A 13,358-nucleotide genomic window follows, 5' to 3' on the forward strand; every position below is an offset into this window, starting at 1 on the left:
CTCCCCCCCCCCCCCCCCCCCCCCCCCCCCCACCCCCCCCCCCCCCCCCCCCCCCCCCCCCCCCTCCCCCCCCCCCCCCCCCCCCGGGGCGGTCGCTGAAGGTTCATCACTAGATATTTGACATAGTGAAGCATTTGCGGGAGAGTTACTTCAGTTCGTTGACTTTTACCAGCTTCAAGCAGCCCGCTGGCGGCTGACTCGAAGCACGCGCAACTGGAGGAAGTTCCGTGAGTGAGGCACCACAGCCCACCGCCGCGGCCGAGAAGCAGCACAGCGCCCGGGTGCTCCCCGCACTGGTCCTGGCGATGCTGGCGTTCAGCGTGGTGCAGACCGCGGTGGTCCCGATCCTGCCGTCGCTGGCCAAGGAGCTGAACGTCTCCGGCTCCAGCATCACCTGGCTGATGACCGCCAACCTGCTCTCCGCGGCCGTCCTCACCCCGCTGCTGGGCCGCTTCGGCGACCTGCGCGGCCGCAAGCCGATGCTGCTGATCTCGCTCGCCGGCCTGGTGCTCGGCTCGGGCATCGCGGTCAGCACCCACTCGTTCAGCTGGCTGGTCGTCGCCCGCGTGCTGCAGGGCGCCGGCGGTGGCGTGCTGCCGCTGGCCATCAGCATCGTCCGGGACGAGCTGCCGCGCCAGAAGGTCACCGGCGGCGTCGCCGCGATCAGCGCCTCGATGGGCGTCGGCAGCGGCCTCGGCCTGGTCGCCACCGGCCTGTTGCTCGAGCACTGGAACTACAAGTCGATCTTCTGGATGGGCCTGATCTTCGGCCTGATCGCGTTCCTCCTGGTCATCTTCCGGGTGCCGAAGGACCCGGTGGTGGACAAGAACGGCGGCGTCGACCCGCTGGGCGCGCTCACCCTGGCCGGCTGGCTCTCCGCGCTGCTGGTCGCGGTCAGCCAGGGCAACGACTGGGGCTGGACCTCCACCAAGACCCTCGGCCTGTTCGCCGTCGCCGCCGTGGTCGCCCTGATCTGGGGCATCATCGAGGTCAAGGTCGCGCACCCGCTGGTCGACATGAAGATGATGGCCCGCCCGGCCGTCGCCTTCACCAACATCTCCGGCCTGCTCATCGGCTTCGGGATGTACGGCTCCTTCCTGGTGATCAGCAACTTCACGCAGACCCCGGCCAAGCTGGCGCACTACGGCTTCACCGCCTCGGTGCTGCACGCCGGCATCCTGCTGCTGCCCTCGGCCCTGGGCTCGATGGTGGCGGCCCCGGTCGGCGCGCTGCTGATCGCCCGCAGCGGCCCGCGGCTGCCGCTGGTGCTCGGTGGTGTGTTCGGTGCGGTCTCGATGGCCTTCCTGGCCCTCCAGCACAACCACCAGTACGACATCTACCTGGCCGCCCTGGTGTTCGGTCTCGGCGTGGGCCTGGCCTACGCGGCCATGCCCGCCTTCATCAACGGCGCCGTCCCGCCGGAGCAGAGCGGCATCGCCAACGGCATGAACGCCGTGCTGCGGACCGTCGGTGGCGCCATCGGCACCGCGACCATGAGCGCCATCCTGACCGGCGACACCATGAAGCTCCCGATCCCGCTCCCGATCCAGCTGCCGACCCTGGACGCCTACAAGCACGCCTACTGGGTCACCGCGGCGATGTGCCTGATCGCCGCCCTCGTCCCGTTCGCGATCCGCCAGGTCCGCACGGCCGGGCAGCCGGCCCCGGAGCTCGCCGCGGACCGCGAGCCCGCCAGGACCGGCGCCTGACGAGGCGCCGCCCCGCGCCGCCCAGGGATCGGCGGCCCGGGACACCAGCCGGCGGCGGCCCCGCGAGGGCACCGCGACCAGGCCACCGCCGGCCATCCCGTCGCAGCGCGGCCCCCACCCGGACCATCCGGGTGGGGGCCGCGGTGCGTTTCAGTCGCTCTCCGGTGGGACCAGCGGCAGCGGGTCGGACGGACCCAGCAGTGGATCGTCCACCCGGAAGGTCCGCACCCGCCCCGGCGGGCTGCCCGGCGTCTCGAAACGCACGGTGACCCGGCCCACCCCGCTCCCCTGCACCCAGCCCGGGCCGAACTCCTCGTGCGTGACGTCCTGACCGGGCAGCCAGAACCGCTGTGCCGGCGCGGGAGCGGGCGGCGCGGCCGGGCCCGCCGTCACCGCCTCCACCGGCTCCGGCTCCTCCTCATCCTCGGCGGCCTCCGCCGCGGCCTGCGCGAAGAGGTCCTCCTGGGTGTACTCGGCCAGCTGCGACACGCCGACCCCGAGCAGCCGCACCCCGCCCGCGATCTCGACCTGGGCGGCCAGCCGGCGGGCCGTCGCGGCGATCACCCGCTCGTCGTCGGTCGGCCCGCGCAGCGTCTCCGACCGGGTGATCGTGCTGAAGTCGAACCGCCGCACCTTGATCACCACCGTCCGCCCGGACCGCCCGGCCGCCCGCAGCCGCCGCACGCATCGCGCGCTCAGCACGTCCAGCTCGTGCAGCACCTGATCGCGGTCGGCCAGGTCCACCTCGTAGGTGTCCTCGACCGAGACCGACTTGGCGTCCCGGTCCGGCACCACCGGACGGTCGTCCAGCCCGCGCGCCATCGCCCAGACGCCCGCGCCGTGCGCCCGGCCGAGCAGCCGGACCAGCTCGTCCTCGGAGAGCTCCGCGAGGTCGGCGACCGTGTTCAGCCCCGCCCGGTGCAGCACCTGCTCGGTGGCCGGCCCGACCCCGGGCAGCGCCCGCACCGGCAGCGGCCCGAGTACCGCCCGCTCCTCCGCCGGGTTGACCAGGACCAGACCGTCCGGCTTGGCCTGCTCCGAGGCGATCTTCGCCATCAGCTTGGAACCGGCGGCCCCGACCGAGGCGGTCAGGCCGGTCCGCGCCCGGATGTCCGCCCGCAGGTCCTGTGCGATGGCCCGGACCAGCTCCGTCGCCTCCCCCGGCGCCACGGCCGCCAGCGCCGGCCCGTACGGCCCGGCCACCAGGTCCACGTAGGCCTCGTCCACGCTCAGCTGCTCGACCAGCGGCGAGAGCTCCCGGACCAGGCCCATCACCTGCTCGCTGAGCTCGCGGTAGACCGCGAACCGGGGCACCAGGAAGGCCGCGTTCGGGCAGAGCCGGCGGGCCATGCTCATCGCCAGCGCCGACCGCACCCCGAAGACCCGGGCCTCGTACGAGCAGGTGGCTACCACCCCCCGGGCGCCCAGCCCGCCGACGATCACCGGCTTGCCGCGCAGGCTCGGCTTGGCCGCCTGCTCCACCGAGGCGAAGAAGGCGTCCATGTCGAGATGGAAGACGGTCGGACGGCTGCGCACGTGGCCGATCATCGCGCACAGGTCCGACAAACGGGCCCCGGCGGCCTCAGGGCTTGCCGCCGGCCGCCGCCAGGGCGCGCGTCACCCCCGGGTCGGTCGGGCCCAGCAGGGTCGGATCCGGCCGCAGCAGCGCGCTGAACACCGCCTTCCCGGCGCCCGGGATCTCCCGCAGGCCGCCGTAGTACCAGGTGGCGTCGTGCGTCTCGGCCGCGCCGACCGCGTAGGAGTCGATGCCCGCCGCCTGGCAGAGCGCGAGCGCCCGCCGGACGTGGAAGTCCTGGCTGACCAGCACCGCGTGCTGGACGCCGAAGACCCGCCGGGCCCGGGTGCAGGAGTCCCAGGTGTCGAAGCCGGCGTAGTCGCGCACCACCCGGTCCGACGGCACTCCGCGCGCGACCAGGTAGTCGTACATCGCCTGCGGCTCGTTGTAGCTGGGCTTGCTGTTGTCCCCGGTCACCAGCACCGCCTCGACCTTGCGCGCCCGGTAGAGCTGCACGGCGGCGTCCAGCCGGTGCGCCAGGTAGTCGGACGGCACCCCGTTCACCACCCCCGCGCCGAACACCACCGCCACCGGCTCGGCCGGCACGTCGGCGACGGTCCGGATCCGCCCGCCGTCCGCGCAGAAGAGCCAGGCGCTGGGAGCCAGCGCGAGCGCGCAGAACGCCACCAGCGCCTGGAACGCCCGCCGCTGTCCACGGCGCCCGCTCAGCAACCGTCGCACCCGCATCCTCGATCCCCCTCGTGATCACTCACGAGCGCTGACGACGGCAGTGGGGAAGCCGGTTCCTCAGCCCGCGCGGTTGCGGCGCTGGGCCAGCTCGTCGCCCGGGTCCTGACCGAGCAGGGTCTCCCCGGTGTCGGTGCGCTCGGCGTGCAGCCGGCCGAGCGTGCTCTCCAGTTCGTGCCAGACCGCGCCGACCGCGATGCCGAAGATGCCCTGACCGCCCTTCAACAGGTCGACCACCTGCTGCGGCGAGGTGCACTCGTAGACCGTCGCGCCGTCGCTCATCAGGGTCAGCCCGGCCAGCTCGGACAGCTCACCGGACTGCAGATGGGTGACCGCCGCCCGGATGTTCTGCAGCGAGACCCCGGCGTCCAGCAGGCGCTTGACGATCTTGAGGATCAGGATGTCGCGGAAGCTGTAGAGGCGCTGCGGCCCGGCTGGGAAGGCCGTCCGCACGCTCGGTTCCAGCAGCCCGGTCCTGGCCCAGTAGTCGAGCTGACGGTAGGTGATGCCGGCGGCGGCACAGGCCGTCGGACCGCGGTAGCCCAGCAGGTCGGACGAGGGAGCGATCCGCTCGACGGCCGGCTGACCGGCCTGGACGGCCGGAAACCGGCCGACCCGCGGCAGCTCGGCGACCGTCTCGGCGGTCGGCTGGTCCCAGGGGCGGCCGATCAGGCCCCGGGTGCCGCGCGGCAGGTGGAGGGCGCACGGGCCTCCCACGGCCGCCTCATCGCCGGTGCTGCTCATGCCTACCTCCTCCACTTCATGCTCCGGGCGCGGGGCACGCGTCATTCCCGGTGGGCCACCCCTGACGGTAGGCAGTCGTCCAAGACGCGTCAACGATCGCCACGCCGAGCCCGCGAAACGACGTCACCTCACCGAGTGGTTTCGCGTGCCCCTAGTGTGGGTACGACGCAACATTTTGGCAAAACAACCGATCGAGGCGGCCCCCACTACCGCTGATCGGACTACTGGGCACGGACTGACTACTGGGCACGGACTACTGGGCGCCGCCGCCGAAGTCCTCCGGCGAGACCTGGTCGAGGAACTCGCGGAACTTCTCGACCTCGTCCTCCTGCTCGTCCGGAATCGCGATGCCGGCCTCGGCCAGCACCTCCTCCGCGCCGTAGATCGGCGTGCCGGTGCGCAGCGCCAGCGCTATCGCGTCGGACGGACGGGCGCTGACCTCCACCCCACCGGCGAAGACCAGCTCGGCGTAGAACACGCCCTCCCGCAGGTCGGTGATCCGGACCTCGGTGAGCGGCTGGCCGAGCGCCTCCAGCACGTCCTTGAAGAGGTCGTGCGTCAGCGGACGCACCGGGGTCATGCCCTGCTGGGCGAAGGCGATCGCGGTCGCCTCACCAGGGCCGATCCAGATCGGCAGGTACCGGTCGCCCCCTACTTCGCGCAGCAGGACGATCGGCTGGTTGGAGGGCATCTCCACCCGGACACCCACGACGTCGAGCTCATTCACAAGGCAACCCTATGGCCCCTCCCCCGGATATGAAAGCGCGGCCTCCTCGCACCCCTCCGCGGACCGGCCTACTGCTGCCGCGCGCGCAGTCCGGCCTGCACCATCGTGGCGTGCAGCCGGACCGCCAGCGTGGCCAGCTCCCGGGCTGTCGTCTCGGCGTGTGCCCTGGTCTGCGGGTTGCGGTGCCGGCGCAGCGGCGCGACCACCTGGTCCACCAGGGCCACCTCCCGCTCGGCGGCGGCCTTCACCTGGCGCAGATGGCGCGGCTCCAGACCGAACCGGCCGAGCTCGGCGACCAGCCGGGCCGCCTGCAGGGTGTCGGCGTCGTAGCCGCCGTCCGGGCCGGGCACCACCAGGCCGTAGGACTCCCATTCCGCCAGGTCGGCCTCCTGGGCCCCGGAGGCCGCCAGCAATTCGGCCCGGCCGAGCCTGACCCCCGACGTGCCCCCAGCGGTGGCGACCAGCTCGCGGTCGGCCTCCTCCAGCGGTCCGGGGCGGGCGTCCGCCGCCGGCAGGGCCGGCGGCGCCTCCCCGCGCTCGATGGCGTCCAGGTGTTCGCGGATCACCCGCAGTGGCAGGTAGTGGTCGCGCTGCATGCGCAGCACGTACGCCAGCCGCTCGACGTCGGCCGGGCCGAACTTGCGGTAGCCCGAGGGCGTCCGCTGCGGCTCGACCAGGCCCTCCGCCTCCAGGAAGCGGATCTTCGAGATGGTGACCTCGGGGAAGTCGTCCCGCAGGAAGGCGAGCACCGCCCCGATGCTCATCAGTTCCGCCCCGCGCCGGCCGCCGCCCGGCCGGGGTTGTCCCGGCGAACCCCCCGGCCGGGGGCCGGGGGTCTGGGCGGAGACGGGCCGACTGGGCACCGGCACGGTCTGATTCGAGGTCACTAGCGCTCTCCTGCCGACGTCGTGGTGGGAACCCCCGCCTGTCAGTGCGCCCCGGCCGGGCCCGCGCGCGGGCCGTGCGACCGCGTCAGTACCGCTGCGGTCCCGCGAAGAACACCAGCCGGTACTTGCCGATCTGCACCTCGTCGCCGTTGTTCAGCGCGACCTCGTCGATCCGCTCCCGGTTGACGTACGTCCCGTTGAGGCTGCCCACGTCCGCGACCGAGAAGCCACCCGGGCGGCGGCGGAACTCCACGTGCCGGCGCGAGACCGTGACGTCGTCGAGGAAGATGTCGCCCTGCGGGTGGCGACCCGCGGTGGTGACGTCCGCGTCGAGCAGGAACCGGCTGCCCGAGTTCGGACCGCGCTGGACGATCAGCAGGGCCGAGCCCGGCGGCAGCGCGTCGATCGCCGCCAGCACCTCGGGGGAGAGCGTCGGGGTGGCGCCGGTGCTGGTGGCACTCGGGTCGTACGACTCCAGACCGGAGATCGAGATGGTCGAGGTGGTCTCGGCCGGCATCTCCGGCGAGCCGCCGCGCAACGGCGAACCGCAGTTGTTGCAGAACCGGGCGGTGGCCGGGTTCTGGTTGCCGCACCGGGAACAGACGAGCGGGCCGGTCATGTTCGCAGCCTCCTGGCGCGGCACTCCCCCTGGGACGTGCCCGGCGTAGGGATCCGGGGCAAACCCTCCACCCGAGGTTGAGGGTCCTGACGGGAAACCTATGCGCGGGGCGCCCGAAGGGTCAACCGACGCGCCGTAGTCCCCCTCACGGAAGAGCTGACCGCCGCTGGCCGGCTGGTAGCCGTCCTGCTGGACACCGCGCATCCCGGGCACGGCGTTGTAGTCATCCTCCTCCCGGCGGTGGCGTGCGGTGGGCGCCTCCACGGCCGCGGCGCGGCCCTTCTTGCGACCGAACAGCTTCGAGAACAGACTCACGGGCGAATCCCCTTGCGTGAAACAGACCCGCCCGCGGGGCAGGGTGAGAACCTCGGACAGGCTGCGGGCCCGGCATCCGGCCGGGGCTGCGGGAGTGGTACTGCACAGTGTGACCGACGTGGTTCAAGCGGTCTCCACCGGGGTGCTCTCGCAGGTGAGAGCGGGTGGAGCCGATGACCCGTCAGGCGTGACGGGCGGCCCGTCACTTTGTCACCGGTTTGAGGAACTGCGGTGGTGGGGGCGCTGCCAGGGCACCCACGGTCACCTTCTGCTGCTCCGAGATGGCGGTCCCGACCTGTTCCTTCTCCAGCGTGCGCACAATACCGCCGGGGATGTTCAGAGCGGGAGTCAGATCCCGCGGGTCGCCGATCACCGTGAAGCGGTACGGCTGCGTGACGGTCCTGCCGCCGATCTGCTCGCCGCCCGACGGTAGGTCGGTGAAGTAGGTGTCGGCCACCACACGGACATCATTGATCTGAATCGCCTCCGCCCCCGCTGCTCGGAGTTCCTGCAGGGTGTCCAGCAGCATATCTGCCTTGACCTGCCCCTGGGGGTCATCGACGGTCAGGATGATCCCCGGGCCGGTCGCCCGGACCGTCCCGGCCAGCACGCCGAGCTGCTCCGCCGACCGCCGGGTCTGCTTCTCGGCCTCCTTGGCCCGGTTCGAGCTGTTCTCCAACTGGGCCAGGGACTGGTTGAGTTGGGTCTTCTCCTGCTGCAACCGCTGCTGCCGGGTGTCCAGCTCGTCGAGGATCCGGAGCAGATCGTCCTGTCGGGCTCCGCGCAGCGCGTTGTGGTCGTTGGTGGAACGGACCTGGACCGCCAGGCCCAGCCCCAGTGCGAAGAGCAGCAGCGCGACCACCAGCTGGCTGCGGGACAGCCGAGGCGGCCAGAGCGCCGCCCGCAGCCGCCGCCGGCCGTCCGAGGACCGCTCGGGCCCGGCCGGCTCCGGCCGGGCCGCCACGGCCACCGTCTCGGCGGCCACCGCCGCCGGCTGGTCCGTCCCGTCCGTCGTCATCGGCGCCGTCCCGGCTCAGGCCCGGAACACGTGGCGCCGGATGGCCGCCGCGTTGGTGAAGATCCGGATCCCCAGCACCACGACCACGCCGGTGGACAGCTGCGACCCGACCCCCAGCTGGTCCCCCAGGAAGACGATCAGTGCCGCCACCACCACGTTGGTCAGGAAGGAGACCACGAAGACCTTGTCGTCGAAGATCCCGTCCAGCATCGCCCGCACGCCACCGAACACCGCGTCCAGCGCGGCCACCACCGCGATCGGCAGGTACGGGACGACGGCGGTCGGCACCTCGGGCTGCACGAAGAGCCCGGCCACCACCCCGGAGATCAGTCCCAGCACGGCAATCACGGTGTTGACGCTCCTGTCGTAGTAGCCGGGGCCGGCGAAGGCGAGGAGGACGGCGAGTCGACCACGGGCTGTGCCAGCCGGACGGTGAAGCCCACCGCGGCCGGCAGGTCCAGCGAACGCTCGGCCGACACGGTGTACCTGATGCCGTAACGCCGCTGCAGGACCTTCAGGTACTGGCCTCCCGGCCCGGCCTGGAAGTCCCCGGCCAGCCGCCTGGCGTCGCCGATCGCCAGCACGGTGTACGGCGGCACCAGCGGCCGGTTGTCCGCCAGCACGGCGTCCCCGGCCGCGCGGATCGCGGAGAGCGCGGTGAGCCGCTGCCCGTTGATCGAGACCGCCTCCGCGCCGGCCTGCCAGATCCCGTTGACCACGAGCTGGAGGTCGCGGTCGTGGATCCGGGTGCTGTCGAACCCGTCCGAGGTGCGCGGATCGACCCCGCCGCTCCCGTCCTCCCGGCCGTCCTGGAGGACCAGCCTGAAGCCGGGGCCGGTCACCGCGCCGGTGCCCACCGTGCCCTCCAGCGCGGCCAGCCCGCTGGCACCGCCGGCACCGCCGGCGGACCTCAACGCCCGCCGCTGGGCCTGATCCACCCGGGTGCGCAGCGCCTCGATCTGTTGCTGGAGCTTGTCGGCGGCCGCGGTACCGTCGGTGACCCGCTGCGCCAGCGCCTTGTGTTCCCTCGCGAGGGTGGGCTCGGAGTCGTGCGCGTTGACCGCGCTGACCGTCACCACCACCGCCACCGGGGCCAGCCCCAGCGCCAGCACCAGCCGACCGCGGGTCGCGGTGGGCATCCGGCGCCGGCCCACCTCACCGCGGGCCCGGGCCGCCGCCGCGTAGCCCTCGTCCAGGCTGTGGTCGATCACGTTGGTCAGCAGCGACATCGAGGCGTCCGGACGGACGAACCGACCGTCCCGGGCGCCCGGTGCGCGTGTCGCTGGCATGCGGGACATCGTGCCACGTCCCCGGGACGCCCGGGCATGACCCACGAACGGACCAACGGGCTCCCCCGGACGGCCCGTCAGCCGTCCGGGGAGCCCCCGGACTTCGCTAGCGTCCCGCGCTGTCCACCACGGCGGCCCACTCGTCCAGCAGGCTGCGGGTCGCCTCGTCGTCCGGCCCCTCGGCCCACAGGTGGGTGACCGCCTCGGCCGGGTCCGGCAGCACCAGCGTCCAGCGCCCGTCCGCCTCGACCACCCGGACGCCGTCCGTGGTGTCCAGCCGCCGGTCACCGGCCGCCTCGACCACCGAGCGCATCACCATGCCCTTGGCAGCCCACGGCGTGGCGATGTCCCGCCGCTGCATGTGGGCCTGCGGGATGCGCGCGTCGATCTGGCTCAGCGTCAGCTGGGTCCGCGCCACCAGGCCGACCAGCCGGACGAAGGCCGCCGCGCCGTCCAGCACGCCGCCGAACTCCGGCACCACGAAGCCGCCACGCCCGTCGCCGCCGAAGATCGTCCCGTCCGCGGCCGCCGCCTTGGCCAGGTCGTCCGGCGAGGTGGTGGTCCAGCAGACCTGGGTGCCGTGGTAGGCGGCGACCTGCTCGGCGATCCGGGTCGTGGTCACCGGCAGCGCGACCTGCCCGCTGCGGCGCTCGGCGGCCACCAGGTCGAGCAGCACCAGCAGCGCCCGGTCGTCGTCGATCACCCGCCCCAGCTCGTCCACGAAGGAGACCCGCTCCCCCACCGGGTCGAAGCGCACCCCGAAGGCGGCCCGCGAGGAGGCCACCAGGGCACCCAGCCGGGCCAGCCCGGCCCGCCGCTCCTCCGCGTCCTCGGTGGGCCTGGCCTCGTCCAGACCGCCACTGACGGTCAGCGCCTCCACTCCGAGCCGGCCCAGGATGCTGGGCAGCACCAGGCCGGCGCTGCCGTGCGCGGTGTCCACCACGACCTTGAGCCCGGCCTCCCGCACCCCGGTGGTGTCCACCGCCCGGAGCAGGTTGCCCGCGTAGGAGTCGAAGACGCTGGACGGGAAGGTCAGGTCGCCGATCTCGCCGGGGAACGCCCGGCGGTACTCCTGACGGGCGTACACCCGGTCGAGCTTGCGCTGCCCGGCCTGCGAGAGGTCCGCACCGCGCTCGTCGAAGAACAGCACGTCCAGTGAGTCCGGCACCCCGGGCGTGGTCCGCAGGAAGATCCCGCCGGCACTGCCGCGCGCGGTGTGCTGACGCGCCACCGGCAGCGGCACGTTCTCCAGGTCGCGGACGTCGATGGCACTGGTCTGCAGGGCCGAGATCATCGCCCGTTTGAGCGCACGGGCACCACGCGAGTGGTCACGCGCGATGGTGACGGTGGCGCCCTTCTTCAGGGTCGTCGCGTACGCCCCGGCCAGCCGGACCGCCAGCTCGGGGGTGATCTCGACGTTGAGGATGCCGGAGACGCCGCGCGCGCCGAACAGGTGCTCCTGACCGCGCGACTCCCAGATCACCGAGGTGTTGACGAAGGCGCCGGCCTCGATGGTCTTGAAGGGATAGACCCGGACCCCGCCCGCGATGATCGACTCCTCGCCGATCAGGCACTCGTCCCCGATCACCGCGCCGTCCTCGATCCGGGCCGCCCGCATCACGTCGGTGTTCTTGCCGACCACGCAGCCGCGCAGATTGGTCTGCGGGCCGACGTAGACGTTGTCGTGCACCACCGCCTTGTGCAGGAACGCACCGCGCTTGACGACCACGTTGCTGCCCAGCACGGTGTGCTCACGCAGCTCGACCCCGGCCTCGACCTTGGCGTAGTCGCCGATGTAGAGCGGGCCGCGCAGGATCGCCTCCGGATCGACCTCGGCTCCCTCGGCGACCCACACCCCGGGCGAGATCTCGAAGCCGTCCAGCTCGACGTCGACCTTGCCCTCCAGGACGTCCGCCTGCGCCTTGCCGTAGCTCTCGTGGGTGCCGACGTCCTCCCAGTAGCCCTCGGCCACGTAGCCGTAGACCGGCTTGCCCTCCTTCAGCAACTGCGGGAACACGTCGCTCGACCAGTCCACCGACTGCCCGGCGGCAACGTAGTCGAAGACCTCGGGTTCCATCACGTAGATGCCGGTGTTGACGGTGTCCGAGAAGACCTGGCCCCAGGTCGGCTTCTCCAGGAACCGCTCCACCCGGCCCTCGTCGTCAACGATCGTGATACCGAATTCCAACGGATCGGGAACCCTGGTGAGACAGACGGTGACCAACGCCCCCTTGCTCCGGTGAAAAGCGATCAACTCGGAGAGATCGAAATCGGTGAGCGCGTCACCGGAGATCACCAGAAAGGAGTCGTCACGGAGTGCGTCCTCAGCGTTCTTGACGCTGCCGGCAGTGCCTAGCGGCACCTCCTCGTTGGCGTAGGTGAGGTTCATCCCCAGATCCTCGCCATCGCCGAAGTAGTTCTTGACCAGCGAGGCCAGGAACTGGACCGTGACGACGGTGTCGGTGAGGCCGTGCCGCTTGAGCAGCCGCAGCACGTGCTCCATGATCGGTCGGTTGGCGACCGGTAGCAGCGGCTTCGGCATGCTCGAAGTCATCGGGCGGAGACGAGTTCCCTCGCCTCCTGCCATCACAACGGCTTTCATTGCGGGTGCGTCCTCCTTCGCGCGGCAGTGGACTCCTCGTCCATCAAACCGTTCCAGGACTCATCTACCCGGCTGAAATCATCCGACGCGCGGACGGACAGGTTTACTCCGTGGCGATTACGGCCCGTCAACCGTCAGCCGTCGGCCACCGTGTCACTCCGGACGATCCGGCGTGCCTGCACCGCATAGAGGATGGCGGCCCACCAGTAGAGCACGGTCCCCCACCAGATGAATGCCCAGCTAACCGCCGCGGCGGTGTGGTGGACCCACCCGTCGCCCTGACCGAGCAGCAGAAGCGGAAAGGCGTACATCAGATTGAAGGTGGCCGCCTTGCCGAGAAAACTCACCTGGAGCGGGCCGTAGCCGTGCCGGCCCAGAATGGGCAGCAACGAGGCGATGAAGGCCTCCCGGGCCAGCAGCAGCGCGGTTACCCACCAGGGCAGGATCTCGCGCCAGGTCAGTCCGACGAGCGTGGAGAGCACATAGAGCCGGTCCGCCAACGGGTCGAGGAGCTGGCCGACCCGGCTGATCTGCCCCCACTTCCGGGCCAGCTTGCCGTCCAGGTAGTCACTGACCCCACTGAGCATCAGGATCAGCAGAGCCCAACCGTCGTTCTTCGGACCGTTGAACTCGGGCCAGAGGATCAACCAGAGGAACAACGGAACGCCGACCAGGCGGCCCATGCTGAGCAGGTTGGGGATGGTGAGGACACGGTCGGTCTGGACGCGCGTCTCCTGGACCTCCACCCGGGAGCCTCCTGTAGCTTCGTTGACTGTGCCTGGCCGACTCTACCGGGCCACCACGAGCCGGGGCGAACGGCTTGCGCCCGGCAGGCTCCCGGAATCGGCTCCCGGAACGCGAGAAGCCCCTCCCGGTCTCCCGGAAGGGGCTTCTCTGAAAAATCGTTCGGCGGCGTCCTACTCTCCCACAGGGTCCCCCCTGCAGTACCATCGGCGCTGTAAGGCTTAGCTTCCGGGTTCGGAATGTAACCGGGCGTTTCCCTCACGCTATGACCACCGAAACACTATGAAACTGTCGACCCGCCGGCAAGGCGGTCGTTGTTTCAGAACAACACAGTGGACGCGAGCAACTGAGGACAAGCCCTCGGCCTATTAGTACCGGTCAGCTCCACCCCTCACAGGGCTTCCACATCCGGCCTATCAACCCAGTCGTCTACTGGGAGCC

At 71.6% G+C, this 13,358-nt stretch carries 12 protein-coding genes and 2 rRNA genes; 1 reads left to right on the plus strand and 13 read right to left on the minus strand.

Features of this window, described 5'->3' with window-relative positions; translation table 11 throughout:
* The first annotated feature begins 227 nt into the window (after window positions 1-227).
* Window positions 228-1,709, plus strand: coding sequence for an MFS transporter (locus tag ACZ38L_RS14065; protein WP_465692543.1), 1,482 nt, complete (start codon window positions 228-230; stop codon window positions 1,707-1,709).
* A 150-nt stretch (window positions 1,710-1,859) separates the two neighbouring features.
* On the opposite strand, the gene ACZ38L_RS14070 is transcribed toward ACZ38L_RS14065, so the two are convergent.
* From ACZ38L_RS14070 to ACZ38L_RS14130, 13 genes are all read right to left on the minus strand, one after another.
* Window positions 1,860-3,245, minus strand: a complete 1,386-nt coding sequence (locus tag ACZ38L_RS14070; RefSeq protein WP_465692545.1) for a DNA polymerase IV — start codon at window positions 3,243-3,245, stop codon at window positions 1,860-1,862.
* A gap of 46 nt (window positions 3,246-3,291) precedes the next feature.
* Window positions 3,292-3,972: a SanA/YdcF family protein gene (locus ACZ38L_RS14075; protein ID WP_465692547.1), complete on the minus strand. Its 681-nt coding sequence runs from the start codon at window positions 3,970-3,972 to the stop codon at window positions 3,292-3,294.
* Window positions 3,973-4,032: 60 nt separating this feature from the next.
* Window positions 4,033-4,716: a MerR family transcriptional regulator gene (locus tag ACZ38L_RS14080; protein ID WP_396568366.1), complete on the minus strand. Its 684-nt coding sequence runs from the start codon at window positions 4,714-4,716 to the stop codon at window positions 4,033-4,035.
* Between the two features lie 253 nt (window positions 4,717-4,969).
* Entirely contained in the window at window positions 4,970-5,443 is a 474-nt protein-coding gene (locus ACZ38L_RS14085; RefSeq protein ID WP_396568365.1) for a bifunctional nuclease family protein, read from the minus strand.
* Between the two features lie 68 nt (window positions 5,444-5,511).
* Window positions 5,512-6,207 (minus strand): transcriptional regulator FtsR, encoded by a 696-nt coding sequence (ftsR, locus tag ACZ38L_RS14090; protein WP_396568364.1) that lies wholly within the window; start codon window positions 6,205-6,207, stop codon window positions 5,512-5,514.
* Window positions 6,208-6,415: 208 nt separating this feature from the next.
* On the minus strand, window positions 6,416-7,264 hold the full coding sequence (locus ACZ38L_RS14095; protein ID WP_396568363.1) for an FHA domain-containing protein: 849 nt from the start codon (window positions 7,262-7,264) through the stop codon (window positions 6,416-6,418).
* 202 nt (window positions 7,265-7,466) lie between these two features.
* The gene (locus ACZ38L_RS14100) at window positions 7,467-8,282 is read right to left on the minus strand and encodes a DUF881 domain-containing protein (protein ID WP_465692550.1); all 816 of its coding nucleotides are present in this window, start codon (window positions 8,280-8,282) and stop codon (window positions 7,467-7,469) included.
* A gap of 15 nt (window positions 8,283-8,297) precedes the next feature.
* Entirely contained in the window at window positions 8,298-8,630 is a 333-nt protein-coding gene (locus tag ACZ38L_RS14105) for a small basic family protein (RefSeq protein ID WP_396568361.1), read from the minus strand.
* Window positions 8,627-9,571: a DUF881 domain-containing protein gene (locus tag ACZ38L_RS14110; RefSeq protein WP_465692552.1), complete on the minus strand. Its 945-nt coding sequence runs from the start codon at window positions 9,569-9,571 to the stop codon at window positions 8,627-8,629. The genes ACZ38L_RS14105 and ACZ38L_RS14110 overlap by 4 nt, the downstream gene beginning before the upstream one ends.
* Before the next feature lie 106 nt (window positions 9,572-9,677).
* Window positions 9,678-12,173, minus strand: coding sequence for a sugar phosphate nucleotidyltransferase (locus ACZ38L_RS14115; protein ID WP_396568359.1), 2,496 nt, complete (start codon window positions 12,171-12,173; stop codon window positions 9,678-9,680).
* Between the two features lie 134 nt (window positions 12,174-12,307).
* Window positions 12,308-12,919 (minus strand): CDP-alcohol phosphatidyltransferase family protein, encoded by a 612-nt coding sequence (locus ACZ38L_RS14120; protein WP_465692554.1) that lies wholly within the window; start codon window positions 12,917-12,919, stop codon window positions 12,308-12,310.
* A 158-nt stretch (window positions 12,920-13,077) separates the two neighbouring features.
* Window positions 13,078-13,194 (minus strand): 5S ribosomal RNA (gene rrf / locus ACZ38L_RS14125).
* Window positions 13,195-13,265: 71 nt separating this feature from the next.
* Window positions 13,266-13,358 (minus strand): 23S ribosomal RNA (locus ACZ38L_RS14130); the annotation flags it as partial.

This window comes from Kitasatospora sp. NPDC024654, from assembly GCF_055559155.1.